Here is a 24,100-nt window from a genome sequence, read left to right on the forward strand (position 1 = left end):
CTAGAGCCCCGCCAACGCGGCAGCGCCCTCGCGCAGCAGCTGCTCGGCCAGGGCCACGCCCAGGGCGTGCGCCCCGTCGACCGTGAGGTCGCGGGTGTTCGCGGAACGGCGCATGGTGTCCGAACCGTCGGGGGCGCAGGCCACCGAGTCCAGCAGCAGCGTGTCCCCTGACACGCGGGCCAGGGCGCCGATGGGCGCGGCGCAGCCTGCCTCAAGGCGGGCCAGCAGCGCGCGTTCGGCGGTGACCGCCAGGCGGGTTTCGTGGTCGTCGAGCCGCGCAAGAGCCGCGTCGACAGCGGCGTTCGAGCTGCCCGCCGCGCGCACCTCCACGGCCAGGGAGCCCTGACCGGGGGCCGGGAGCATGATCTCCGGGTCCAGGTACTCGGTGATGTGGGACTCGAAGCCCAGGCGCTCCAGGCCGGCCGCGGCCAGGATGACGGCGTCCAGGTCACCCTGGGCGGTGCGGCCCACTCCCCCGTCGTCGGCCTGCGCGGGCGAACCCTTGACGCGGCCCAGCCGGGTTCCGACGTTGCCGCGGATGTCGACGATCTTCAGGTCGGGGCGGAAGGCCAGCAGCTGGGCGGCACGGCGCGGCGAACCGGTGCCGACGCTCGCGCCCTCCGGCAGCTCGGCCAGGAACAGCCCGTCGCGGGCGCACAGCGCGTCGCGCACGTCGGCGCGCCGCGGCGTCGCGGCGATGACCAGGCCCTCGGGCTGGGTCGTCGGCAGGTCCTTGAGCGAGTGCACGGCCAGGTCGCACTCGCCGGTGAGCAGCGCCTGGCGCAGCGCCGCGGCGAACACTCCGGTGCCGCCGAGGGCCGAGAGCGGCCCGGTGGTCACGTCGCCCTCGGTCTTGACCAGGACGGTTTCGATCTCCACGCCGGCGTCGGCCACCAGTTCGTCGGCCACGTGCCCGGTCTGGGTGGTGGCCAGCGCGGAGCCGCGGGTGCCGATCCGGAAAGGTGCCTGGGTCATGGCGTCGGCACCCCGACCTCGGAGTCGACGGCGGCGATGGTGGGCTTGACGGTGCCGTCGCGCATGACCTTGGCGCAGCAGTTGGGCCGGCAGACGTCGAACCACGGGCCCAGCGCGGCGACCGACTCGCGGCCGGGCTTCAGCGCGTTCCCGTCGGCACCGGCAACACGCTCGCTGACCAGGTCGACCATGCCGGAGATGAACGTGGCGTGGGTTCCGGGGGTCGGCACGCGGTGGAAGGCCAGGCCGAGCTCGGCGCAGGTGTCCTTCGCCTCGGTGTCCAGGTCCCAGAGCACCTCCATGTGGTCGGAGACGAAGCCGATGGGCACCACCACGACGCCGGCAACGCCGGCTTCCTTGTACTCCTCCAGGGCGTCGTTGATGTCCGGCTCCAGCCACGGGATGTGCGGGGCGCCAGAGCGCGACTGGAAGACCAGCGTGTGCTCAAGGCCGGCGGCCGTCGGCACCCCGGCGAGGATCGCGTCTGCCACGGACAGGTGCTGGGCCGTGTAGAGGTCGGTGTCCAGGGTCGCGACGAGGTCGCGCGGGCCAGCTGCCTCGGCGTCGGAGGTCGGGATGGAGTGCGTGACGAAGACGATCTTGATTTCGCCGTCGGGGTTGCCGGCCTGTGCCAGCTGCCCGCGCACCTCGGCCAGGGAGCCGGTGAGCCCCTCCATGAACGGGGTGACGAACGCGGGGGTGTCGAAGTACTGGCGCACCTTGTCAACCTCGAGCTTGCCCTCGAGGCCGGTGCCGCGCAGGGCCTCGCCGAGGTCCTCGCGGTACTGGCGGCAGCTTGAGTAGCCGGAGTAGGCGCTGGTGGAGAGCATGAGCACCTTGCGGTGCCCCTCGGCGTACATCCGCTCGACGGTTTCGGGGATGTACGGGGCCCAGTTGCGGTTGCCCCAGTAGACGGGAAGGTCGATGCCGCGGACGGCCAGCTCGGCCTCGAGCGCGGCCTTCAGCGCACGGTTCTGCGCGTTGATCGGGGACACTCCGCCGTTCTTGCGGTAGTGGTGGGAGACCTCTTCGAGGCGCTCGTCCGGGATGCCGCGGCCGGCGGTGACGTTGCGCAGGAACGGGATGACGTCGTCCTGCCCCTCCGGGCCGCCGAAGGAGGCCAGCAGGATCGCGTCGTAGGCCTTGGGGGCCATGACGCCGTTCTCGTCGTACCCCTGCCGGGGGTCGAAGTCCTGGCTCATCGCAGGACCTCGGCGACCTCGGCGGCGGAGATGCGGCGGCCGGTGTAGAACGGGGTCTCCTCGCGCACGTGGTTGCGGGCCTCGGTGTAGCGCAGGTGGCGCATCATGTCGACGAGGTCGATCATGTCCGGCGCCTCGAGGCAGATCTGCCACTCGTAGTCGCTGAAGGAGAAGGCGGCGACGGTGTTGGCGAGCACCATCGGGAACTCGCGGCCCAGGATACCGTGGTCGCGCAGCATCTTGCCGCGGTCCTTCGGGTCAAGCAGGTACCAGTCGTTGGTGCGCACGAACGGGTAGACCGTCATCCACTCGCCCGGGGTCACGCCGCGGGCGAAGGCCGGCGAGTGGTCCTTGGCGAACTCGGCCTCGCGGTGCACGCCCATCGTCGAGTAGACGATCGTTGTCTCGGCGAAGAGGAAGGAACGGCGGATCTTGCGCACCGCTGCCTGCAGGGACTCGGCGGTGGCGCCGTGCAGCCAGGTCATCACGTCGGCGTCCTCGCGCATGGCGGAGACGTCGTAGGTGCCGCGGAGGGTGACACCCTCGGCTGCCAGCTCGGCGACAAGTGCCTCGAACGCCTCGACGCCCTCGGTGCGGTCCAGGTCCGAATCGCGCTTGAAGACGGTCCACAGCGTGTAGTACATGGTGGCGTCGTCCCCGGCGGCCTCGCGGTCGCGGATCACTGGCGAATTGCTTTCAACTGCACTCATGGCGGTTCTTCTGCTTTCTCTGCGGTTCTTCGCGTGAAGGCGAAGAGGCTGTTTCTTCTCTGGTCTGAAGTCTTCCCTGCGCTCCGGTGCGCGGCCCGGGGCCCGCCGGCGCTAGCTGGCGCTGATGCGCAGGCGCTTGCGGGTGTCTGCCACGACGGCGGCAAGCCCGGTCCCGGAGAGCCAGGCGCCGACGACCTCGAGCCCCGGGGTGGCCTGCGCCAGGTCGCGGATCCCGGCGACGCGGGCCGCATGGCCGGTGGTCGCGAAGGGCAGCGCGCCGGCGTAGCGCACCACGTCGAAGCCCAGCACGTCGCCGGCGGTGATCTCCAGGCCCAGCAGCGTGGAGGCGTCAAGCAGCGCGGCGGCGCGCAGCGACTTGTCGTCGGCCTGGGCCAGCGACCCGGCCACGTCGTTCAGCCGGCCGTAGGACAGGCGCAGCACGTGGGAGCCGGGGCCGGATTCGTCGCCCAGCCACTGCCACTTGGCCGTGCCGTGGGTCAGTGCCTTCGCCCCGACGGTGTCCACCGTGGGGGCGACCAGCAGGCCGGTGCCGCGCGGGGCGTCGTCGAGCTCGGGCTTGTCGATGACGAGCGTCACCAGCGCGATGTCGGCGCCGGGGGCCGGCCGGTGACCGGCAAAGGCCGGGTCGATGCCCGCCAGAAGATCCGTGGCGGTTTCCCCGGGCGTCGCGATGACCACGCGGGAGAATCGGGCCGGTTCCGGGGCCTCGGCGTCCGGTGTGTCCGCGGCCAGCCGGATCTCGAAGGCCGCCTCCGGGTCTTCTCCCCCGGCCCGGTGGTGCACCGAGGCCACGGGCGTGGAAGGCAGCAGCACCACGTAGGCGGCGCGCAGGTCCTCCAGCAGGGCCGCGGTGAGCCGGTGCATGCCGCCGGAGACCGAGGCGACAGCGGACCCGGCCGGGGCCGCGGCGCGCATCGCGGCAACGGCCTTGGCGAGCGACCCGTGCTTCAGCACCGCGGCGCGCAGGCCCGGGGCGACGGCGTCGACGTCGAGGGTGTCGGGGTCGGCCGAGTGCACGCCGGAGACCACCGGCGTGACAAGGTTCTCCAGCACCGCGGTGCCCATCCGGGAACGGACCAGGGCGCCAAGGGAGAGTTCGCCCTCAAGCAACTTCTTGGACACCGGGGTGATCAGGTCCGCCGCCGCGCGCAGGGCGCCGGCGCGTCCCACGGCGCTGCGCACTTCCTCGGCCCACGGGTCCCCGGGGATGCCCAGGATGCCAGTGGCCGGCAGCGGCTGGGCCATGGCCTCGCCGCCGCGCTTGAGGTAGAGCCAGGCGCCGCCGGGGGCCGGGGTGACGACGTCCTCCCCCAGGCCGAGCTCGGCCAGCAGGTCGGCAACGGCCGTGGAACGGGTGGCGAAGGACTCGGCACCGGCGTCGAGCACCAGGCCGGCGACCTCGTGGGACCGCACGCAGCCTCCGAAGGCCGCGGAGGCCTCGTAGAGAGTGACGGCATGGCCGCTCGCGGCAAGTTCGCGGGCCGCAACCAGGCCGGCGATGCCGCCGCCGATGACCGCGGCACGCGGACCGGCGGGGACCTTGGGCTCGGCGGAGCGGTGCTCGCCGGCACGGGCCCGGTGCAGCAGGCGCATGGCGTGTGCCGCGGCATTCGAGGCCACGGGTGCACGCTTGGGCTTGGGCGCCGCGCCGGGTTCCTGGCTCGCAGGTGCGGCGTCGGGGGCTGGCTGCTCTGGTGCGTCTGACTGCATGATCTCTTCCTGGAGAGGGGTGCCCCTGCGCCGTTCCCGTCCCGCCGCGGCCCGGAGGGGCGCTGGATGCGGGGTTGAGCCGGAACGGGGACGGCGAATGCGGGCCGTGTCTCTAGCTTAACGTGCGACCGGGGCTACCGAGTGGATGAGTTCCACCACACGGGTCAGCGTCGCCGGGTCGGTGTCCGGCGGGACGCCGTGGCCCAGGTTTGCCACGTGGCCCGGTGCGCTGTCGCCGGCGGCGAGCACCTGGCGCACGTGTGCCTCGAGCACCTCCCACGGTGCCTCAAGCAGGGCCGGGTCGATGTTGCCCTGCAGCGGGATGTCCCCGCCCAGGCGGCGGTTTGCCTCGTCCAGCGGCAGCCGGTAGTCAACGCCCATGACGTCGACGCCCACGTTGCGCATGGCCCCGAGCAGCTCGGAGGTGCCGGTGCCGAAGTGCACCAGCGGCACGCCCAGGTCGCGCACGGCGTCCAGGGCGCGGGCGGAGGACGGCGCCACGAAGTTGGTGTAGTCGGCCAGCGAGAGCGAGCCGGCCCAGGAGTCGAAGAGCTGCCCGGCGGAGGCGCCGGCCTCGATCTGTGCGCGCAGGAACGCGCCGGAGGCATCGGCCGCCCAGTTGGCAAGCTCCTCCCAGACGCCCGGCTCGGCGTGCATCATGGTGCGCGGGCCCAGGTGGTCGCGGGACGGGCGTCCCTCGACCATGTAGGCGGCCACGGTGAACGGCGCTCCGGCGAAGCCGATCAGCGGCGTGTTGCCCAGCTGCTCGACCGTCATCGAGACGGCCTCGCGGATCGGGTCCAGGGCCGCGTCGTCCATCTTCGGCAGGGCGCGCACGTCGGCGGCGGTGCGCACCGGCGAGGCGAGGACCGGGCCCACACCCGGGACGATGTCGACCTCGACGCCCGCGAGCTTCAGCGGGATGACGATGTCGGAGAAGAAGATGCCGGCGTCCACGCCGTGGCGGCGCACTGGCTGCAGCGTGATCTCGGAGGCCATCTCGGGGCGCAGGCAGGATTCGAGCATCTGCGTGCCCTCGCGCAGCTTGCGGTACTCGGGCAGCGAGCGGCCGGCCTGGCGCATAAACCACACGGGTCGGCGGCTGGGGGTCTTGCCCCGGTAGGCGGAAATCAGCGGCGAATCGGCGGTGCGACCGTCCATCATCGGGTGGTTCTGGCTCAACGTCATAGTCAAGATTGTGCCAAGTTGTCGCGCCGAAGAGTAATCCGGTCGCCGCGGGCGAACACGCGGACCCCCACGCCGGCCAATACCGATCAACACTCAGTTTTCTACGTGCGGTAGAAGCGGTACGATGGGAGGCACTGTGGTTTTACTATCTCTCGTCGCATCCCATTCAGACATCGACCTCGAGACCGTGGCAAAGATCAGCGCCGACGCCTCCCAGGTCGCTTCCGTCGTGCTCGCTTCGGCCAGCCCCGTTGCCGGTGCCATCACCCTTGCCACCTGCAACCGCTACGAAATCTACTGCGAGGTCCCCCGCTCCGAGGACGTTCCCGCCGCCCGCTCCTCCGTGATCACCCAGATCGCCGCCAGCACCGGCCTGAGCGAGGAAACCGTCTCCGCCGCACTGGTGTCCAAGACCGAGTCCGACGTCGTCTCCCACCTCTTCTCCGTGGGCGCCGGCCTGGATTCGGCAGTCATCGGGGAACGCGAGATCGCCGGACAGGTCCGCCGCGCCCTGAACGAGGCCCAGGCCTCGGGCACCGCCACGGGTTCCCTGGTACGCCTCTTCCAGACCGCATCGCGCACCGCCAAGGACGTCGGCTCGCGCACGGCGCTGGGCTCGCGAGGCCTCTCGGTCGTCTCCGTGGCACTGGACCTGGCCACAGACCTGAGCGTGGACCCGTCCTGGGAAGACAAGAACATCGTGATCTTCGGCACCGGTGCCTACGCCGGCGCCACGATGTCCCTGCTGCGCGATCGCAAGGCACACAACATCTCGGTGTTCTCCGCCTCCGGCCGTGCCGAGGCCTTCGTCTCAACCCGCGGCGGCACCGCCCTCGATGAGGACTCGCTCGAGGCCGCGCTCGCGGCCGCCGACATCCTGATCGGTTGCAGCGGCTCCGACCACCGGTTGATGAGCAATGACATCGCGTCGCTGGAACGCGCCGGACGGCCCTTGGTCGCCATCGACCTGGCATTGACCAACGACTTCGACCCGAACCTCGGCCAGCTGCCGGGCGTGGACCTGATCAACCTCGAATCGGTCCGCATGGCCGCCCCCGACGAGCAGGCACAGGCACTTCACCAGGCACGCGGGATCGTCCAGGACGCCACCCGCGCCTTTGCACTCGAGCAGCGCGAACGCGCTGCCGACGCCGCCATCGTCGCGCTTCGCCGGCACACCCAGTCCGTTCTCGAGGCAGAGGTGGAGAAGGTCCGTGCGCAGCACGGCTGCACCGCCGCGGCCGAAGAGGTCGAATTCGCCATGCGCCGCATGATGCGCCAGCTGCTGCACGTGCCCACGGTCCGGGCACGCGAGCTCGCGGCCGAGGGCCGTGCGGGCGACTACATCGACGCCCTCGAAACGCTCTACGGCCTTGAGATCGAGCTCCCGGCGGCACCCGCTTCCCGGCAAGGCGTCTGCCCTGTCAGCTCGGCGCAGCCCGCCGATGACCGGATGCGCGACGCCGGCTGACGGCCGCACGTCCAGACCACGCACCAAGACGCCGCGGGAACCGCCCCTCAGGGCAGGATCCCGCGGCGTCCTTGCGTCGGTGGCACCGTGTGCGGATGCCGGGTTTCCGGCGGCCCCCCTGCTGCCGGAAACCCGGCGGCTACACTCCGGCGGGGCGCTTGCCCGCCAGCAATGCGCTGGCGGCCTGGTTCTGCGCGGAGGTGCACTTGCCCTTGTATCCGGCGATGTAGGTGTTGCCGTTGGGCAACGTTCCCGTCCGTTTCGCGCCCATCTTGTCGCTCATGCAGTCGGCCAGGTGTTCGATCCCGCGCCCGTCACGGCGCGGGTTGATGCGCTCGGCAAAGCTCGTCAACTTCGCGAACCCCGAAGGGTAGACCGTGAACTGGAGGATGTGCGCGCATTCGTGAAGCGCCACGGCCTTGATGTTTGCCGCGTCGGGGTCGTTGTTGCCGACCCTGCTGAGCGTAATGCTGCGCGGAATCGATTCGGCGTAGTACTCGCCCTTCGTCTTGGAAACGCGCACCGGGATCGAGGGGCAATACCTGGAGATGTTCTGCCGGATCTTCTTGGACCATGCGGAATCCGAATACGACTTCTTGCCGGCTCCCGCAGCTGCCTTCAACGACACGCCTTTGAGGTCCTTGGAGGCAACCCAGCCGGTCTGTCCCCGGTACTGGACCTGGGTCCACTTGTTCTTTTTCGCATTGGTCAGTGTTCCCACGGTGTAGTCGGTGGGCAACGTCGCGATCGACTTTCCGGCAGCAGCCTGCGAACGCATCTTCGTGCCCCGCGTGGTGGTGTAGTTTGCGATGGCGATGCGCTTGAGCTGCTTGGACTTCACCCATGCGTTCTTGCCGAAGAACTTGATCTGGGTGTGCCCGGAAGAGGTCTTGCCCGTGCCCCACACGGTGTACCCCTTGGACGCGGAACCCAGCCGGGCGCCGCTGCTTTTGCCCGATCGCGGCGCGATGGATGTGGTGGTCACGAACCGCGGTTTCGAGGCCGTGACGGTGCTGGTCCCCGAAAGCTGCACTTCGCCAGGGGCGGTATTCGGTTCGGTGGTGTGGGCGTCGCCGCTGGCCGGTCTGGATATTTCGGGTGGGATGGGCAGTTCGCCGATGCCGGGGGCGCCCAGCTGGGCGGGTGAGAGAGCCAATAAACTTACAAGTGCAAGTAAGAGTACCTTCATTGTGAACCTAACCTCAGTGCCCTCCCCACAGAGCAACACTTCAGTATGTTCTCCACACACTATGTGAACTTTATTCATTTCGCATTATTTGTATACACAATTCTTTCGACCCGCTTCACCACCCCGCCCCCGAGGCCCAAGTTCGGGCCTCAGTAGGGGGTAAGCGTCCCGTCGACATCCCGGATCCAGGCCAGGATTCCACCCTCCAGGTGGCGGACCGCTGGATACCCCTCGCGGCGCAGGTAGCGCAGGACCTCGGCCGAACGGGCGCCGGATTTGCAATGGAGAATGATTTCCCGCCCGGCCGGCAAGGTGATTTCGCCCGAGAGCACCGCCCCGCGCGGCGCGAGAACCGAACCCGGAATCGCGACGATCTCGTGCTCGCCGGGCTCGCGGACATCGACGAGCAGGAAGTCCCGCCGTCCCTCGGCCCGCTCGGCCAGCAGCCCGGCAAGCTCCGCGGCACCGACGACGGCATCGGTGCCCAGCTGCCCCGTTGTCGCAGGCCCGGCGCAGAACGCCTCGTAGCTGGGCAGCAGTCCGGTGATTTCGGGTGCTTCCGGGTCCTTCTCGAGCCTGACCTCGCGCCAACGCATGTCCAGGGAATCCAGCACCAGCAGCCGGCCCAGCAGGGTCTGTCCCACGCCCGTGATCAGCTTGATGGTTTCGGCGACCATGACGGATCCGACTTGGGCGCACAACACCCCGAACACCCCGCCCTCCGAACACGAGGGCACGGTGCCGGCCGGCGGCGGCGAGGGGTAGAGGTCCCGGTAGTTCGGCCCGAACTCGTCCCAGAACACACTCACCTGGCCGTCGAATCGAAGGATCGATCCCCACACGTAGGGCTTCCCGCTCAGCACTGCCGCGTCGTTGACCAGGTAGCGGGTGGCGAAATTGTCGGTGCCGTCGAGGATGACGTCGTACTGGGCAAACAGCTCCAGGGCATTGTGCACATCCAGCCGCTGCCGGTGCTGGGTCACCGAGACGAGCGGGTTCAACTCGCGGATGCGGGCCGCTGCGGATTCGGTCTTGGCCATGCCGACCGAGGAAACGGCGTGGATGACCTGTCGCTGCAGGTTGCTGACGTCAACCACGTCGTCGTCGATGATCCCGATGGTTCCGATGCCTGCCGCTGCCAGGTACAGCAGGGCCGGGGAGCCGAGTCCGCCGGCGCCAATGACCAGGACCCGGGCGTTCTTGAGCCGGCGCTGTCCGGCCATCCCGATCTCCGGGATGATGATCTGGCGCGAATAGCGCATCAGCTCCTCGGCATCAAGCTCCGCGCCGGGTTCGACAAGCGGCCCCGGACTCGATCCCCGGTGGCGCTTCGGGGCTGTGCCTGCTGGGACGGGACGGGGCTCGAGGGGTTCCATGGAAACACCATAGCCCCGCGTCGGGGGCCGCGCGGCACTCTTTCCTCTTCGTTACCCGAGAGTAGACTTGCTCGAGAGCCCGCCGCATCCGACGGCGACTGCACCTCGAAAGGGCCGATGTGACAAATCCCCCCAGCCGCAGCGTACGCACGCAGCGGATGCCGCGCGAGGCCCGCCGGCGCCAGCTGCTGCAGGCCGCACACCAGGTATTCGTCTCCCGCGGTTTCCATGGCGCTTCGATGGATGAAATCGCGGAGGTCGCCGAGGTCTCCAAGCCCGTGCTCTACCAGCACTTCCCCGGCAAGCGCGAGCTTTACATCGCCCTGCTGGACCAGCACATGGACGAGTTCAGCACGCTGCTTCAGCAGGCCATGAATTCGACGACGGACAACAAGCTGCGCGTGCGGGCCACCATACACGCCTACTACGAGTTCATTGCCCGCGATTCCCAGGCATTCCGGCTCATTTTCGAGTCCGACCTGCTCAACGACGAGGAGATCGGCGGGCGCATCGAGGCGTTCAATGCGAAGTTCGCGCTGGGCATCGCCGGGGTCATTGCCGAGGACACCAACCTTCCCACCGGGCAGGCGGTGCTCATGGGCCGCGCCCTGGCCGGGATGGCGCAGGTGTCGGCCCGCTACTGGGTGGATTTGCGCGACGAGGTGAGCATGGAGGAGGCCAGCAAACTGGTCTCGCGTTTAGCTTGGCGCGGAATCGGTCGCTTCCCCAAGGAATCCTGACGTAAATTCGGATCAGAAGTCATCCGGTGCCATGTGGGTGCCGGATACGCACCCACCAGGAAGGCCACCATGGACGTTCGCATCGGAATTCAGAATGTTGCCCGCGAGATCGTAATCGAATCCGCCGAAAGCGCCGAAGAGCTGGCCCAGCGCGTCTCGGACGCCCTGAGCAGCGGCGGCGAACTGCGCCTCACCGATGCCAAGGGCCGCCTCATGCTGGTTCCCGTGGCGGGCATCGCCTACGTCGAGATCGGCGTCGAGGAATCTCGCCGCGTGGGCTTCGCCCACTAGTTGCACGAGGTTCCCGGGGCGCCGGGTCTGCAGTCCTGACGGAGTGCGGACCCGGCGCCCCGGTGCGTTAAGCGCCGTGGCGCCGGGCGGTTAGTGGTCGAGCGGCTCGCCGGGGAGCTCGGGTTCGGCACACAGGCACATGCGGTTGCCGTCGGGATCCGTGTAGACGACCCAGTCCGGGGCGTTGGCGCCGTCCCCCTCGCCGGCTTCCGGGAGCATCTTCGCGCGGGCGGCCTCGAATTCCGAACGGGCCACGATCCGATCGACGTGCAGGGCGTTGGCGTTCGGTGCTGCGGTTTGCTGGAACCACAGCGGCGGGTTGCGCCGCTCCGGATCCACGAGGTCGCCGTCGCGTCCCTTGCGGTAGCCCAACGACGCTGACCAGAAGGCCTCCAGCGCCGACGGGTCGGCGGCGTCGAGGGCCAGCGACAGGTCCTGGTGCCGGTGCGGGACGGCGAGCGCCCCGGAATCGGCGGCGGCGAATTCCAGCAGCGTGGCCAGTGCGATGTCGCGCGGCGTGATCTCCCCGCCCACGTCGTGCGAGGTGGTTCTCAGGAAGATGGTGTTCCAGCGCCAGTCGACGTCGGGGTGGTGGCCCTGGTGCTCGGCCGCCTCGGCGACGATGGACAGGAAGTCCACGGCCTCCCGGGAGGTCGCGAACGACCAGGCGCACACCAGTGCGCCATGGCGCTGGCGCCACGACGGAAGCTCCTTCAGCGCGCGGGCGATCTCGTATCCGTCAAGGACGTGGTCCGGTGAATCCATGGTCGTTCCTCAGGTTCGGGTCCGTGGTGGGGGTTTGGTGTGGTTCGGGCGGCAGACTGCGCTCAGGCCGTCATGCCCAGGGTGCTCATGCGGCGGGAGTGGTTTTCCACGAGCCGCGCGAAGAGCGCCGTCATGGTCTGCCCGCGGTCCCCACGCTCCTCCAGGGAACCCCAGTAGTCGTACTGCTCCCCGATCTCGCGGGCCTGGGTGAGGGCCTCGCCCAGCAGCCGGCGTCCCCACAGGGCCAACCGCGAAGCCCGCTCCGGGCGGTCGGCGATGGCCAGCTGCAGGCGGTCCCGCAACCACTCGGTGTTGGCGTCGGAGGTCTTCACGCTCTGCACCACCGAGCGGGATTCCTCGGTGAGCTCCGAGGCGATGTAGGAGTAGAAGTCCGCGGCGACGCCGTCGATCACGTAGGCCTTGGCCAGCGACTCGTACCAGTCCCCCGGCTTGGTGCGCGCGTGCATCTCGTCCAGCGAGGCCATGAACGGCTCCATGACTTCCTGCGCGTCCATGCCGCGCGAGGCGATGATCTCGCGGATGAGTTCGTAGTGCCCGAACTCGGTGACGGCGAGCCTGGCCAGCGTCTCCCGGTCCACGAGGGTCGGCGAGAATCGGGCGTCGGAGGAAAGGTGCTCGAAGGCCGTCAGCTCCTGGTAGGCGATCAGGCCCAGCAGCGCCATCTCGTCCTGGGCGGCGTCCCGACGGGCGGGTGTTGCGGAAGGAATGCTCATGCGTTCAGCCTACTCGGGGCGCCATGGGCGCGACAGTTGGGGCCCCGGGGCCGGGGCCGTGGTTATGCTGTGGGGGTGAGCCACAACATCCTCGGGTTGACGCCCGCCGCACAGAGCACAGACCTGGCCCAGGCCCTGGTGGCCCTGGAAACCGAATTCGAGCTGCGCACCGATTTCCCGTCGGAGGTGATCGAGGAGGCTGAGCGCGCCATCCGCGACTTCGAGTTCCCTCCCGCGGACCGGCGGGAGATCGAGTTCGTGACGATCGACCCCGCGGAATCCACCGACCTTGACCAGGCGGTGCACCTCTCGCGGACCGGTAACGGGTACCTTGTCCACTACGCCATTGCCGACGTGCCCGGGTTCGTGAGCCTGGGCGGCAGGCTGGACGGCGAGGCGAGGCTGCGCGGGCAGACCGTCTACCTGCCCCACCGCAGGATCTCGCTGCACCCCGAATCGATCGCCGAGGGCGCGGGGTCGCTGCTTCCGGGGCAGGACCGCAGCGCCTACCTGTTTTCCTTCACCCTCGATGCCCGCGGCAACGTCCGTGGCACCACCCTGGAACGTGCAACGGTGCGCAGCCGCGCGAAGCTCAGCTACACCGGGGCCCAGGAACAACTCGACGCCGGGACGGCACCCGAACTCCTGCAACTGCTGCGCGAGGTGGGCCTCAAGCGGATCGAGCTTGAACGCGAGCGCGGCGGGGCGAGCCTGCGCATCCCCGCCCAGGAAGTCGAATGCCTCGAGGGCACCTACGTGCTGCGCGCCAGCGCTCCACTCCCCGTCGAGGACTGGAACGCGCAGATCTCCCTGCTGACGGGGATGGAGGCCGCGCGGCTGATGATCGGTGCGAAGGTCGGCATCCTGCGCACCATGCCCGCCCCGCTGCCCCGGGACCTCGCGGTGTTCAGGCTCCAGGCCCGCACGCTGGGCGCCACCTGGGACGAGGGACTGCCCTACGGCGAATTCCTGCGCTCGCTGGACCTCTCCGATGCCGGGCAGCTGGCCCTGATGCACCACGCGGCAAGCCTGTTCCGAGGCGCCACCTACACGGTGTTCGACGGCGAGGTCCCCGCCGACCTGGAACAGGCCGCGATCGGCGCGCCCTACGCCCACACCACCGCGCCGCTGCGCCGGCTTGTCGACAGGTTCTCCCTGCTGGTGTGTGCGTACGCCGCACGCGGCCTCGAGGTGCCTGCGGCCCTGCGCGAGGTGCTGCCGCTGCTGCCCCGGCTCATGGGTTCCTCCAACCAGCTGGTCAACAAGGTGGAACGTGCCGCGATCGACACCGTGGAGGCCGCGTCGCTGGCCCACCGGGTGGGCGAGCGCTTCACCGCCGTCACGCTGACCGGCACTGTCCCATCCCCCGGAGCGGCGCAGCCGGGCAGCGGGGGCAACGGACAGGCCAACGGGGCCAACGGGCGTTCACCACGCGGCACGCTGCAGCTGGTCTCCCCCGCCGTCACGGCACCCTTCGAGGGGTCCGCGGCGGCAGGGCAGCGGGTCGAGGCCGAACTCGTCACGGCCGACCTGCTCACCCGCTCGGTGCTCTTCAGGATCGTCGGCCCATAGGGCCCGGGTGCGCCGATCCGGCGAAATGCGGGGATCGGAAGCGGTGCGGGATATGCTGGATGGATATACAAGGATGCCCGGTCGCGAATCGTCAACAAGTTTTTGGCGGGATTACCCAGCGAATCCCGCACCCCCTGCAGCCACGAGAATCCGGCTGCGATGCATAGCCTGCGATCGGCTCCGCTGGAAGCACCGCCATGTGGTGGACTCCGAACCCCCGGTTTTCCCAACGACCCGGGATCGTCGAGCACCCCAAGCACGGTGCCTAAACGAATGAGAACCCTGTCTTGAACACTGAACACCTGCTCACCGCCGACTCCGCGTCGGAAGCCGTCGACATCGAGGAATCGCTGTCCACCGACGAAAAGCCGCACGAACTGCCCGAGCAGTCCTTCGCCGATTTCGGGGTCCGCCCCGACATCGTCGAATCGCTCGCGGCCGCCGGCATCACCCACCCGTTCCCGATCCAGGCCATGACCCTCCCGGTCGCCCTGGGCGGCCACGACATCATCGGCCAGGCCAAGACCGGCACCGGCAAGACCTTCGGCTTCGGCATCCCCGCGCTGCAGCGCGTCATCGGACCGGACGACGAGGGCTACGAGTCCCTCCCGGTCCCCGGCGCCCCGCAGGCCCTGATCGTCGCCCCGACCCGCGAACTGGCCGTCCAGGTCGCCGCCGACATGGACAAGGCCTCAAAGTTCCGCAACGCGCGCATCGCCACCATCTACGGCGGCCGCGCCTACGAGCCGCAGATCGAGCAGCTGCAGGCCGGCGTCGAGATCGTCGTGGGCACCCCGGGCCGCCTGATCGACCTCTACAAGCAGAAGCACCTGAGCCTGAAGAACGTGCGCATCGTGGTGCTCGACGAGGCCGACGAGATGCTGGACCTCGGCTTCCTGCCGGACGTCGAGACCCTGCTGGCCGCCACCCCGGCCGTGCGCCAGACCATGCTCTTCTCCGCCACCATGCCCGGTGCCGTCATCGCCATGGCCCGCCGCTACATGACCAAGCCGACGCACATCCGCGCCGCAGACAACGACGATGACTCCATCACCAAGAAGGACATCCGCCAGGTCATCTACCGCGCCCACCAGCTGGACAAGGACGAGGTCGTCGCCCGCATCCTGCAGGCCGAGGGCCGCGGACGCTGCATCATCTTCACCAAGACCAAGCGCTCGGCAGCCAAGCTGACCGACGAGCTGGTGGACCGCGGATTCGCCGCCGGCGCCATCCACGGCGACCTGGGCCAGGGCGCCCGCGAGCAGGCGCTGCGCGCCTTCCGCAACGGCAAGGTCGACGTGCTCGTCGCCACCGACGTCGCGGCCCGCGGCATCGACGTCGACGACGTCACCCACGTGATCAACCTGCAGTGCCCGGAGGACGAGAAGACCTACCTCCACCGCGTCGGGCGCACCGGCCGCGCCGGGAACAAGGGCACCGCGGTGACCTTCGTGGACTGGGAAGATGTCCCGCGCTGGGGCCTGATCAACAAGGCGCTGGGCCTGGACGTCACCGAGCCGGTGGAAACCTACTCCTCCTCGCCGCACCTGTTCTCCGACCTGCACATCCCCGCCGGCACCAAGGGCCGCCTGCCGCGCAGCGCCCGCAAGCTCGAGGGCCTGGCCGGGGAAAAGCTCGAGGACCTGGGCGAGACCGGCAAGAAGAACAGCTCACGCGCCCCCCGCTCCGGTGGCTCCGACCGCGGCGGACGCGGCGGGGAACGACGCGGCGAACGCGGATCCGAGCGCGGCGGCCGCCACGGCCACTCGCACGGCCGCGCGGACCGCCCGGCACGCGAGGGCGAGCGCCACCACCACGAGCCCAAGGTGGCAACCGAGGGCGAAGCCCCCGCAGCCGAAGGCACCGAGCGCTCCGAACGTCCGGCACGCACGCGCAGCAACCGCAGCCGCACGCGCCGCCGCAACGGCGAAGTAGTGAACAAGACCGACTCCGAGTAGATCCGTGAGCCGTCTGAACACCCCCGACGGGCCCGCCGGCGCAACCGAACAGGTTGCCGGCGGGCCCGCCGCCGTCCCGCCGGTGCGGTCCTGGGACCCCGAGGGTCCCAACCTGATCGTCCACGCGGAAAACGCGACGTTCCTGCCCACGCTGCCCGATGCGTCATTCACGCTGATCTACGTCGATCCCCCGTTCAACACCGGGCGCACCCAAAAGCGCCAGGTGCTCAAGTCCGTGCGCGCGGCCGAGGGCGAGGGCGACCGCATCGGATTCCAGGGCCGCAGCTACTCGACGCTGCGCGGGGACCTGCACAGCTACGACGACGCGTTCGACGACTACTGGTCGTTCCTGGAGCCGCGCCTGCGCGAGGCCTGGCGCCTGCTGGCCGACGACGGCACGCTGTACGTGCACCTGGACTACCGCGAGGTTCACTACGCCAAGGTCATGCTCGATGCGATTTTCGGCCGCGAGTCCTTCCTCAACGAGATCATCTGGGCGTACGACTACGGTGCGCGCGCCAAGAGCCGCTGGCCGGCCAAGCACGACAACATCCTGGTGTACGTGAAGAACCCGAAGTCCTACCACTTCGACGCGGCAGAGGTCGACCGCGAGCCGTACATGGCCCCCGGCCTCGTCACCGCCGAGAAGCGCGAACGCGGCAAGCTGCCCACGGATGTCTGGTGGCACACCATCGTCTCGCCCACCGGCAAGGAAAAGACCGGCTACCCCACGCAGAAGCCGGAGGGCATCCTGCGCCGCATCATCAACGCCAGCTCCCGCGAGGGTGACTGGGTGCTGGACTTCTTCGCCGGCTCCGGCACCACCGGCGCCGTGGCCGCGGCGACCGGCCGCCGCTTTGTCTGCGTGGACGAGAACCCCCAGTCCATCGCTGTCATGAACGCGCGCATCCCCGGCGCGAGCCTGCTCGAGGCCCCGCCGGAATAGCCCGTCCGCCGGGTCCGACACCCGGCGCGGCCCGGCTGGACACGCCACATAGAAATGCCTCCGACACATCCCGCAGCCACGGGGTAGGTTGGAGGCATTTCCGTTGGGTGTCACCTACAGCAAGGACCGCGAGCGATGAACGACGCAAACGCACACGAGCAGCAGGCCACGGCCCTGGCCCAGCAGGCCGCGCAGGTTGCCGCCAAGCTCAAGCCCGGGACGTGGGATTCGGTCCAGGCACTGGCCACGCTGTCGATCGCGCACAGCCTGCTGGGCGCCGCGGAGCGCGGGGCCGGCGGAGGCCCCGTCGCCGGTTCCCGCGGCTAGGGGATCTCCGGCATGCCGACGGGCGAGCTGCCGGTTCCGGCCTCCAGGATGCGCCGCAGCATCTCCGGGGCCGTGGTGTTCTCCCCGAGCCGGTTCGGCTTGCCCGTGCCGTGGTAGTCCGAGGACCCCGTCACCACCAAGCCGTGCCGGTCGGCGAGCGCCCGCAGATGCCTGCGGCCGTCCTCGGGGTTGTCGCGGTGGTTGATCTCCAGGCCCAGCAGCCCCGCCCCGATCATCGCCTCGTAGGTTTCCTCCCCAACGATCCGTCCGCGCGCCGAAGCGACCGGGTGGGCAAAGACCGGCACTCCCCCGGCCTCGCGCACCAGGCGCACCGCCGTCACGGGATCCATCGCGTAGTGCCCCACGTAGTACCGCGAGCGCGCGGTGAGCACCTGGGCGAAGGCCTCGGTGCGGGTGCGCACCACCCCCGCCGTGACAAGCGCATCGGCGATGTGCGGGCGGCCGATCGTGGCCCCCGGCACCGAATGCTTCGAGACCAGCTCCCAATCCACGGGGTAGTCCTCGGCGAGCAGCTCGACCATCCGGCGGGCCCGGGTGATGCGTGCGTCGCGGGCCTTCTCGATCTCCTCGAGCAGTCCCGGGTGGGTCGGGTCGTGCAGGTAGCTGAGCAGGTGAACGCTGATCCCGTGGTCCGTCTTGCAGGAGATCTCCATGCCCGGGACCAGCCCGATGCCCAGTTCCAGGGCGCGTGCCGAGGCATCCGCCCAGCCGGAGGTCTGGTCGTGGTCCGTCAGCGCCACCACATCGAGTCCCGCGGCGGCCGCCGCCGTGACAAGGTCGGCGGGAGACTCCGTCCCGTCGGATACATGTGAGTGGGTGTGAAGATCGATCCGCATAACCTACAGCGTAGTCCTTGCCGGCCCCGCGGTACCGCCCGGGGGCGCGTGCACCGGAAACGGGGTCCCGCCTCGGGCCCGGCTCCGCTCTGCGCTAAGCGCCTTGGCACATTTCGCCGCGCTTTGAGACGATTGGAACCATGAGCACTGATGCAACCACCACCACCGGCAGCGACCAGCCCCTCGAGGAGCGTGTGAACAACCGTTCGCAGCGCCCGTCCTCCGAGGCCTTCAAATCCTTCATGGCCTCATCCTGGGCCCCCGACACCTCCGAACTTCCCGGCGCCGACGAGGTTGCCCCCTACGCCGCGGCACGCCGCGCCGCGGTCTCCGCACGTTTCCCCGGCGAGCGCCTGGTCATCCCCGCAGGCCCGCTGAAGGTCCGCTCGAACGACACCGACTACCGCTTCCGCCCGCACTCGGGCTTCGCCCACCTGACCGGCCTGGGCCTTGACCACGAACCCGACGCGGTCCTGGTCATGGAGCCCACCGACCAGGGCGCCGGCGACGGCGGATCCAACCACAACGCCACGCTCTACTTCTCCCCGATGGCCGGACGCGACACCGAGGAGTTCTACTCCAACGCCCGCACCGGCGAATTCTGGATCGGCCCGCGCCCGACCCTGGGCCTGCTGCAGGCCCGCCTGGGCCTGCCCACCGCCGACCTGGGCGGCCTCGAGGTGGCCATCACCAAGAACGCCGGCGTCGTCGAGCTCGGCGGCATGCGCATCCGCCTGCTGCGCGACGTGGACATGAACTGCGACGCGCTGGTCGACACCTCCCGCATCAACACCGGCGTCGACCTGGAGGTCTCCGACTCGCTGGACGGCGAGCTCACCGAGGCCCTCTCCGAGATCCGCCTGGTGAAGGACGCCTGGGAGATCGGCGAGATGAAGAAGTCCGTCGCGGCGACCATCAACGGCTTCACCGACGTGGTCCGCTCCCTGGACCGCGCGCTCACCCACCCGCGCGGCGAGCGCGTCGTCGAGGGTGCGTTCTTCGCCCGCGCCCGCGAGGAGGGCAACGACCTGGGCTACGACACCATCGCGGCCTCCGGCAACAACGCCACGGTCCTGCACTGGATCAACAACAACGGCACCGTCAACGACGGCGAACTGTTGCTGCTCGACGCCGGCGTGGAGGCAGAGTCCCTCTACACCGCCGACGTGACCCGCACCCTGCCGGTCAACGGCACCTACTCCGAGGTGCAGCGCAAGATCTACCAGGCGGTGCTCGATGCCGCCGACGCCGCGTTCGCCGTGGCCAAGCCCGGCACCAGGTTCCGCGACCTGCACGGCGCCGCCATCAAGGTGCTCGCCGAAAACCTCGACGCCTGGGGCCTGCTCCCGGTGTCCCTGGAGGAGGCGCTCGCACCCGAGGGCCAGCAGCACCGCCGCTGGATGCCGCACGGCACCAGCCACCACCTGGGCCTGGACGTGCACGACTGCGCGCAGGCCAAGGCCGAGCTGTACCTGGACGGCGTGCTGGAGGAGGGCATGGTCTTCACCATCGAGCCCGGCCTGTACTTCAAGAACGAGGACCTCGCCGTGCCGGAGGAATACCGCGGCATCGGCGTGCGCATCGAGGACGACGTGCTCATCACGGCCGACGGCTGCGTGAACCTCTCGGCCGCACTCCCGCGCACCCCGGAGGCCGTCGAGACCTGGATGGCCGAGATCCGCAACAGCTAGCCCGCCGGCGCCCGGTGCGGTCCCCATGGGGCCGCACCGGGCGCGGGCCTGTCCGGCGGGACCGGCATGCACGGCCCGCTCCCGGAACACGAACGGCCCGGGTCCTTCCCCGCACCTCGTCGAGGTGGCGGGAAGGACCCGGGCCGTTCGCTGTTAAGCTGCGGGGCCGCGCGCTGCCTACGGGCGCGGCGCGGATTCCCCGTGTGGCTCGGTGCCGGAACCAGTGCCTGCCTCGCCGTCGGAACCATTCTCGGATTCGCTGCCGGTGGCGTTGCTCGTGGCGTTCCCCGGGGCACTACCGGAGACCGGGGCCTGCGGTTCCTCCACTGCCGGTGTCTGCGGGTGCGCCTGTGGCTGGGCGGCAGCTGCGGCATCGGCCGCGGCAACGGGGGCCTCGGGGGCCGGGGCTGCGGGGGTTGCCGGCTGGACGCGGATGCCGAACTGCGGGCGGCCGTCGGGAAGGTCTGCGTAGCTGCCCGAGGAGACCGGCGCCGGGGCCGCGGGCGCCTGCCCGTCCACGGGTGCCGCGGGGGCCTGTGGCTGGGCGGGGGCCGGCGGCTGCACCGGCACCGCGTGGACGCCCACCCCGGCGTCCGCCGCACCGCGGCTCATCGGCAGCTTGGCGGCCAGCGCCCGGGCGGCGTGGGCGTGTGAGAAGTCGACGACGACGTCGTAGCTGGTGGCCAGCACCTGGGACTGCGAGGCGAAGTCGCGCTTGCCGCGGCGGAAGGAATAGCCCGCCACCGCCACGATCATCCAGATCGCGATGCCCAGGCCCACCGAGGAGAGGATCGCCGCCCACGAGTCGGGCGACGGGTTGAAGATCGAGAGGATCAGGCCCACGAACATGCCGAACATGGCACCCTGCGCCGCGCCGGCGGCGGCGACCTTCGGGTAGCTGAGCTTGGCCGTGACGCGCTCGACGCTGCGCAGGTCGTTGCCCACGATCGTGATGTTGCTGACCGGGAAGTCGTTGTCGGCCAGGTAGTCGACGATCTTCTGCGCGTCGAGATAGGAGTCGTAGCGCCCCAGGAGTTCGCCGCGCGGCAGGCCGAGCACGTTCGATGGGGTCGGGGAAGCACCAAGTGGGGATGACATGCTTCCATTGTGCACGCTCCGGGCCCCGCTCCGCCCGCTTGATCGCTCAAGGTGAAAGCCGTGGGACGCCCGCGACAGCACCGCGGCCCATGTCACGCCGCCGCCCGGCCGGTGCGGCACGACGTCCGCACGGGGCGTCACCGTATGTGCCCCGCGCTGCGCAAGGCAGTAGCCTAGAGAGCGTGAGCAGCAATTCTACGAAGGTCTTCATCGCCCGCTTGTTGGGGCTGGACGTGTTCGACCCGCTGGGCGACCGGCTGGGCCGACTGCGAGACGTCGTCGTCATCTCGCGTTCGCTCACCAAACCCGCCCAGTGCGTCGGTGTCGTGGTCGAGGTCCCCGGCAAGCGCCGCGTCTTCGTCCCGATGACCCGCATCCAGGCCATGGAGTCCGGCCAGATCATCTGCTCGGGCCTGGTGAACATGCGCCGCTTCCAGCAGCGCGGCGCCGAGATGCTCGTGGCCGCGGAACTCTTCGACCGCCGCGTCGAGTTTGCCGACGGCAGCGGCAACGCCGTCGTGGAGGACATCGGGCTCAGCCAGGAGCGCGGCGGGGACTGGATCATCTCCGACTACTTCGTGCGCCGCGGCGAGCACGCCGGGGGGCTGCTGGGCCTGCGCCGCTCCCGCGGCGAACGCCTGCTGGTGCCCTGGGACGCCATCGTCCACACCGCACTGCACGAACCCCAGGCCGCAAGCACCTACGTGGCGGCGCACGACGAGATGAAGCCCGCCGACTTCGCCGACGCCCTGCACGAGATGAACGACAAGCGCCGCGTCGAGGTCGCCAGCGAACTGCAGGACGACCGCCTGGCCGACGTGCTGCAGGAAATGCCCGACGACGAACAGGTGCAGATCATCTCCGCGCTGGACATGGAACGCGCCGCAGACGTGCTCGAGGAAATGGACCCCGACGACGCCGCCGACCTGCTCGCCGAGCTCAGCGAGGACACCAAGCACGCGCTGCTCGAGCTCATGGAGCCCGAGGAGGCCCGCGACGTGCGCCGCCTGCTCGAGTACGCCGAGGGCACTGCCGGTTCCATGATGACCCCCGTGCCGGTGATCCTCTCCCCGGAGGCGACGGTCGCCGAGGCGCTGGCCTCGGTGCGCCGCGAGGAACTCTCCCCCGCGCTGGCCTCCACCGTCTATGTGACCCGCCCGCCGCTGGAGACCCCCACCGGGCGCTACCTGGGCGCCGTGCACATCCAGGCGCTGCTGCGCACCCCGCCCCCGGAATCCCTGGGCAACATCCTGGACACGGCCCTGGCACCGATCTCCGATATGGCCGACGTGCCCGAGGTCGCCCGGACCCTTGCCACCTACAACCTCACCTCGCTCGGCGTCGTGAACGACGCCGGACGCCTGGTCGGCGCCGTCACCGTCGACGACGTGCTTGACCACCTGCTGCCCGAGGACTGGCGCACGCACGACGACCACACCGCCAAGAACCCACCGGCGACGAACGGAGACACCCATGGCTGAGAAGCGCCAGGCAGGCAGCGGCCTGGACACCCCGATGAGCGCCCGCGACCGTTTCTTCCCCCGCTTCTCCCCCGACCCGGACGCGTTCGGCTCAAGCACCGAGAAGTTCGCGCGCTTCATGGGCACCCCGCAGTTCCTGCTCTACATGAGCATTTTCTGCATCTTCTGGCTCATCTGGAACACCTGGGCGCCCGAGGCTTGGCGCTTCGACTCCGCGGCACTGGGCTTCACGGCGCTGACCCTGATGCTCTCGCTGCAGGCCTCCTACGCCGCCCCGCTGCTGCTGCTGGCCCAGAACCGGCAGGACGACCGGGACAAGGTGGCCCTGTCCGACGACCGGGGCCGCGCCGAACGCAACCTCGCGGACACCGAGTACCTCACCCGCGAGCTCGCCGCCCTGCGCATCGCCCTGCGCGATGTCGCAACCCGCGACTACGTGCGCTCCGAGCTGCGCTCCGTGCTCGAGGAACTGCTGGAAACCGCCGACGGCGAGGAGCTGAAGCTGCGCGCCAAGAACCCCAAGCGCCGCGACCGCTCCTCCACCAACACCGGGCTCATCCCGCAGGTTCCCAAGGCCGCAGCCCGCGCGGACAAGCCGGCAAAACACCCCGGGAAGCCGCACGAGAAGCACCACGACACGCAAGCAGAGAAGAACGCACCCTCATGAGCATCGAGCCGCGGCTCCTTGAAGCACTCTCCGCGGTCCAGGACCCGGAACTGCGCCGCCCCATCACCGAACTGGGCATGGTCGACTCCGCGGTCCTCGACCACGGCACCGCGCGGGTCCGGATCCTGCTCACCATCGCCGGCTGCCCGCTGCGCTCCACCATCGAAAACGACGCCACGGCCGCACTGGCAACCCTGCCGGAGGTCGACTCCGTGGAGCTGTCCCTGGGCGTGATGAGCCCCGAGCAGCGTGCGGCGCTGCGCGAGTCTCTCAAGGGACGCGCCGTCCCCTTCGGCGACCCGGCCTCGTTGACCCGCGTCATCGGCATCGCCAGCGGCAAGGGCGGGGTCGGCAAGTCCTCGCTGACCGCGAACCTCGCCTGCGCCATGGCCGCCGACGGGCTGCGCGTGGGCCTCATCGACGCCGACGTGCACGGCTTCTCCATCCCCGGCCTGCTCGGCATCCCGAACGCGAAGCCCACCCGGGTGGATGAGATGATCCTGCCGCCTGTCGCCCACGGGGTGAAGGTCATCTCCATCGGCATGTTCGTCGATGACAACAAGCCGGTGATCTGGCGCGGGCCGATGCTGCACCGCGCCCTGGAGCAGTTCCTCACCGACGTGCACTTCGGGGACCTCGACGTGCTGCTGCTTGACCTGCCGCCGGGCACCGGGGACATCGCCATCTCCGTGTCCCAGCTGCTTCCCGGCTCGGAGCTCGTGGTCCTCACCACCCCGCAGGCCGCCGCCGCACAGGTCGCCGAGCGCGCCGGGGCGATCGCCGTGCAGACCGGCCAGAAGGTCCTCGGCGTCATCGAGAACATGAGCTGGCTGCAGCTGCCCGACGGCTCCACCATGGAGGTCTTCGGCGCCGGCGGCGGCCTGGAGCTTGCCGGGCGGCTGACCGAAACGCTCGGCTCCGAGGTGCCGCTGCTGGGCCGGGTGCCGCTGGAGCCGCTGCTGCGCGCCGGCGGCGATGCGGGAATGCCGCTGGTGCTCTCGCACCCCGGCTCCCCCGCGGCCGCGGAGATCACCTCGATCGCCCGCGCGCTCTCGCACCGCCCCCGCGGCCTGGCCGGACTGAAGCTCCCGGTCTCCCCCGGGCGGGCCCCGCACGCCGGCTAGTCAGCCG

General features: G+C 69.9%; 22 protein-coding genes. 11 read left to right on the top strand and 11 right to left on the bottom strand.

Translation table 11 applies throughout. The features are described 5' to 3' along the window. From hemC to hemE, 5 genes are all read right to left on the bottom strand, one after another. Entirely contained in the window at positions 1-975 is a 975-nt protein-coding gene (gene hemC, locus ACSYDW_RS02930; protein WP_438337195.1) for a hydroxymethylbilane synthase, read from the bottom strand. Next, the gene (locus ACSYDW_RS02935; protein ID WP_438337196.1) at positions 972-2,177 is read right to left on the bottom strand and encodes a ferrochelatase; all 1,206 of its coding nucleotides are present in this window, start codon (positions 2,175-2,177) and stop codon (positions 972-974) included. The genes hemC and ACSYDW_RS02935 overlap by 4 nt, the downstream gene beginning before the upstream one ends. Then, the gene (gene hemQ / locus ACSYDW_RS02940) at positions 2,174-2,821 is read right to left on the bottom strand and encodes a hydrogen peroxide-dependent heme synthase (RefSeq protein ID WP_438337325.1); all 648 of its coding nucleotides are present in this window, start codon (positions 2,819-2,821) and stop codon (positions 2,174-2,176) included. Before hemQ ends, ACSYDW_RS02935 begins: the two co-directional genes overlap by 4 nt. 177 nt (positions 2,822-2,998) lie before the next feature. Beyond that, entirely contained in the window at positions 2,999-4,618 is a 1,620-nt protein-coding gene (locus tag ACSYDW_RS02945; RefSeq protein WP_438337197.1) for a protoporphyrinogen/coproporphyrinogen oxidase, read from the bottom strand. Positions 4,619-4,735: 117 nt separating this feature from the next. After that, on the bottom strand, positions 4,736-5,806 hold the full coding sequence (hemE, locus tag ACSYDW_RS02950) for a uroporphyrinogen decarboxylase (protein ID WP_438337198.1): 1,071 nt from the start codon (positions 5,804-5,806) through the stop codon (positions 4,736-4,738). 136 nt (positions 5,807-5,942) lie between these two features. On the opposite strand from hemE, the gene ACSYDW_RS02955 reads away from it, so the two are divergent. Further along, on the top strand, positions 5,943-7,277 hold the full coding sequence (locus ACSYDW_RS02955; RefSeq protein ID WP_438337326.1) for a glutamyl-tRNA reductase: 1,335 nt from the start codon (positions 5,943-5,945) through the stop codon (positions 7,275-7,277). A gap of 139 nt (positions 7,278-7,416) precedes the next feature. Here the strand turns inward: ACSYDW_RS02955 and ACSYDW_RS02960 are convergent, their stop codons facing one another. Then, a complete protein-coding gene (locus ACSYDW_RS02960) occupies positions 7,417-8,433 on the bottom strand; it encodes an SH3 domain-containing protein (RefSeq protein WP_438337199.1) in 1,017 nt (338 codons plus the stop codon). Between the two features lie 182 nt (positions 8,434-8,615). After that, entirely contained in the window at positions 8,616-9,842 is a 1,227-nt protein-coding gene (gene moeB, locus ACSYDW_RS02965; RefSeq protein WP_438337200.1) for a molybdopterin-synthase adenylyltransferase MoeB, read from the bottom strand. Between the two features lie 158 nt (positions 9,843-10,000). On the opposite strand from moeB, the gene ACSYDW_RS02970 reads away from it, so the two are divergent. Both ACSYDW_RS02970 and ACSYDW_RS02975 read left to right on the top strand, forming a co-directional pair. Continuing rightward, entirely contained in the window at positions 10,001-10,582 is a 582-nt protein-coding gene (locus ACSYDW_RS02970) for a TetR/AcrR family transcriptional regulator (RefSeq protein ID WP_438337327.1), read from the top strand. A 69-nt stretch (positions 10,583-10,651) separates the two neighbouring features. Beyond that, positions 10,652-10,873 (top strand): DUF3107 domain-containing protein, encoded by a 222-nt coding sequence (locus ACSYDW_RS02975; RefSeq protein ID WP_438337201.1) that lies wholly within the window; start codon positions 10,652-10,654, stop codon positions 10,871-10,873. Positions 10,874-10,963: 90 nt separating this feature from the next. Here ACSYDW_RS02975 and ACSYDW_RS02980 read toward each other — a convergent pair whose 3' ends face one another. After that, complete coding sequence (locus ACSYDW_RS02980) at positions 10,964-11,638, bottom strand: 4a-hydroxytetrahydrobiopterin dehydratase (protein WP_438337202.1); 675 nt, start codon at positions 11,636-11,638, stop codon at positions 10,964-10,966. Between the two features lie 62 nt (positions 11,639-11,700). After that, positions 11,701-12,372: a ferritin-like fold-containing protein gene (locus ACSYDW_RS02985; protein ID WP_438337203.1), complete on the bottom strand. Its 672-nt coding sequence runs from the start codon at positions 12,370-12,372 to the stop codon at positions 11,701-11,703. Positions 12,373-12,447: 75 nt separating this feature from the next. On the opposite strand from ACSYDW_RS02985, the gene ACSYDW_RS02990 reads away from it, so the two are divergent. The 4 genes from ACSYDW_RS02990 to ACSYDW_RS03005 all read left to right on the top strand — a co-directional run bounded on the left by ACSYDW_RS02990 (position 12,448) and on the right by ACSYDW_RS03005 (position 17,175). Then, positions 12,448-13,944, top strand: a complete 1,497-nt coding sequence (locus tag ACSYDW_RS02990) for an RNB domain-containing ribonuclease (RefSeq protein WP_438337204.1) — start codon at positions 12,448-12,450, stop codon at positions 13,942-13,944. 302 nt (positions 13,945-14,246) lie between these two features. Beyond that, positions 14,247-15,902, top strand: a complete 1,656-nt coding sequence (locus ACSYDW_RS02995) for a DEAD/DEAH box helicase (protein WP_438337328.1) — start codon at positions 14,247-14,249, stop codon at positions 15,900-15,902. Positions 15,903-15,984: 82 nt separating this feature from the next. Beyond that, complete coding sequence (locus tag ACSYDW_RS03000; RefSeq protein WP_438337329.1) at positions 15,985-16,848, top strand: DNA-methyltransferase; 864 nt, start codon at positions 15,985-15,987, stop codon at positions 16,846-16,848. Between the two features lie 135 nt (positions 16,849-16,983). Further along, positions 16,984-17,175: a hypothetical protein gene (locus tag ACSYDW_RS03005; protein WP_438337205.1), complete on the top strand. Its 192-nt coding sequence runs from the start codon at positions 16,984-16,986 to the stop codon at positions 17,173-17,175. On the opposite strand, the gene ACSYDW_RS03010 is transcribed toward ACSYDW_RS03005, so the two are convergent. Continuing rightward, positions 17,172-18,032, bottom strand: coding sequence for a PHP domain-containing protein (locus ACSYDW_RS03010; RefSeq protein WP_438337206.1), 861 nt, complete (start codon positions 18,030-18,032; stop codon positions 17,172-17,174). The two genes, ACSYDW_RS03005 and ACSYDW_RS03010, sit on opposite strands and share 4 nt — an antisense overlap. Positions 18,033-18,172: 140 nt before the next feature. Between ACSYDW_RS03010 and ACSYDW_RS03015 the strand changes: the two genes are divergently transcribed. Further along, complete coding sequence (locus ACSYDW_RS03015) at positions 18,173-19,723, top strand: aminopeptidase P family protein (RefSeq protein WP_438337207.1); 1,551 nt, start codon at positions 18,173-18,175, stop codon at positions 19,721-19,723. Positions 19,724-19,900: 177 nt separating this feature from the next. Here the strand turns inward: ACSYDW_RS03015 and ACSYDW_RS03020 are convergent, their stop codons facing one another. Beyond that, positions 19,901-20,821 (bottom strand): YflT domain-containing protein, encoded by a 921-nt coding sequence (locus ACSYDW_RS03020; RefSeq protein ID WP_438337208.1) that lies wholly within the window; start codon positions 20,819-20,821, stop codon positions 19,901-19,903. Positions 20,822-21,003: 182 nt separating this feature from the next. Between ACSYDW_RS03020 and ACSYDW_RS03025 the strand changes: the two genes are divergently transcribed. From ACSYDW_RS03025 to ACSYDW_RS03035, 3 genes are read left to right on the top strand one after another with little or no spacing between them, the layout of a single operon-like run. Next, positions 21,004-22,302, top strand: coding sequence for a magnesium transporter MgtE N-terminal domain-containing protein (locus ACSYDW_RS03025; RefSeq protein ID WP_438337209.1), 1,299 nt, complete (start codon positions 21,004-21,006; stop codon positions 22,300-22,302). After that, complete coding sequence (locus ACSYDW_RS03030; protein WP_438337210.1) at positions 22,295-22,969, top strand: DUF1003 domain-containing protein; 675 nt, start codon at positions 22,295-22,297, stop codon at positions 22,967-22,969. The genes ACSYDW_RS03025 and ACSYDW_RS03030 overlap by 8 nt, the downstream gene beginning before the upstream one ends. Next, on the top strand, positions 22,966-24,093 hold the full coding sequence (locus ACSYDW_RS03035) for a P-loop NTPase (RefSeq protein ID WP_438337211.1): 1,128 nt from the start codon (positions 22,966-22,968) through the stop codon (positions 24,091-24,093). Before ACSYDW_RS03030 ends, ACSYDW_RS03035 begins: the two co-directional genes overlap by 4 nt. Positions 24,094-24,100 lie beyond the last annotated feature (7 nt).

The organism is Paeniglutamicibacter selenitireducens (assembly GCF_051550675.1).
Classification (GTDB): domain Bacteria; phylum Actinomycetota; class Actinomycetes; order Actinomycetales; family Micrococcaceae; genus Paeniglutamicibacter.

Bases quoted from the DNA above. Each gene is read 5' to 3' on its own strand.
- ACSYDW_RS03005 (WP_438337205.1), top strand. From the start codon at position 16,984: ATGAACGACGCAAACGCACACGAGCAGCAGGCCACGGCCCTGGCCCAG.
- ACSYDW_RS03015 (WP_438337207.1), top strand. From the start codon at position 18,173: ATGAGCACTGATGCAACCACCACCACCGGCAGCGACCAGCCCCTCGAG.
- ACSYDW_RS02945 (WP_438337197.1), bottom strand. From the start codon at position 4,618: ATGCAGTCAGACGCACCAGAGCAGCCAGCCCCCGACGCCGCACCTGCG.
- hemE (WP_438337198.1), bottom strand. From the start codon at position 5,806: ATGACGTTGAGCCAGAACCACCCGATGATGGACGGTCGCACCGCCGAT.
- ACSYDW_RS03020 (WP_438337208.1), bottom strand. From the start codon at position 20,821: ATGTCATCCCCACTTGGTGCTTCCCCGACCCCATCGAACGTGCTCGGC.
- hemC (WP_438337195.1), bottom strand. From the start codon at position 975: ATGACCCAGGCACCTTTCCGGATCGGCACCCGCGGCTCCGCGCTGGCC.
- ACSYDW_RS02970 (WP_438337327.1), top strand. From the start codon at position 10,001: ATGCCGCGCGAGGCCCGCCGGCGCCAGCTGCTGCAGGCCGCACACCAG.
- moeB (WP_438337200.1), bottom strand. From the start codon at position 9,842: ATGGAACCCCTCGAGCCCCGTCCCGTCCCAGCAGGCACAGCCCCGAAG.
- ACSYDW_RS03010 (WP_438337206.1), bottom strand. From the start codon at position 18,032: ATGCGGATCGATCTTCACACCCACTCACATGTATCCGACGGGACGGAG.
- hemQ (WP_438337325.1), bottom strand. From the start codon at position 2,821: ATGTACTACACGCTGTGGACCGTCTTCAAGCGCGATTCGGACCTGGAC.
- ACSYDW_RS02985 (WP_438337203.1), bottom strand. From the start codon at position 12,372: ATGAGCATTCCTTCCGCAACACCCGCCCGTCGGGACGCCGCCCAGGAC.
- ACSYDW_RS02980 (WP_438337202.1), bottom strand. From the start codon at position 11,638: ATGGATTCACCGGACCACGTCCTTGACGGATACGAGATCGCCCGCGCG.
- ACSYDW_RS03030 (WP_438337210.1), top strand. From the start codon at position 22,295: ATGGCTGAGAAGCGCCAGGCAGGCAGCGGCCTGGACACCCCGATGAGC.
- ACSYDW_RS02975 (WP_438337201.1), top strand. From the start codon at position 10,652: ATGGACGTTCGCATCGGAATTCAGAATGTTGCCCGCGAGATCGTAATC.
- ACSYDW_RS03035 (WP_438337211.1), top strand. From the start codon at position 22,966: ATGAGCATCGAGCCGCGGCTCCTTGAAGCACTCTCCGCGGTCCAGGAC.
- ACSYDW_RS02935 (WP_438337196.1), bottom strand. From the start codon at position 2,177: ATGAGCCAGGACTTCGACCCCCGGCAGGGGTACGACGAGAACGGCGTC.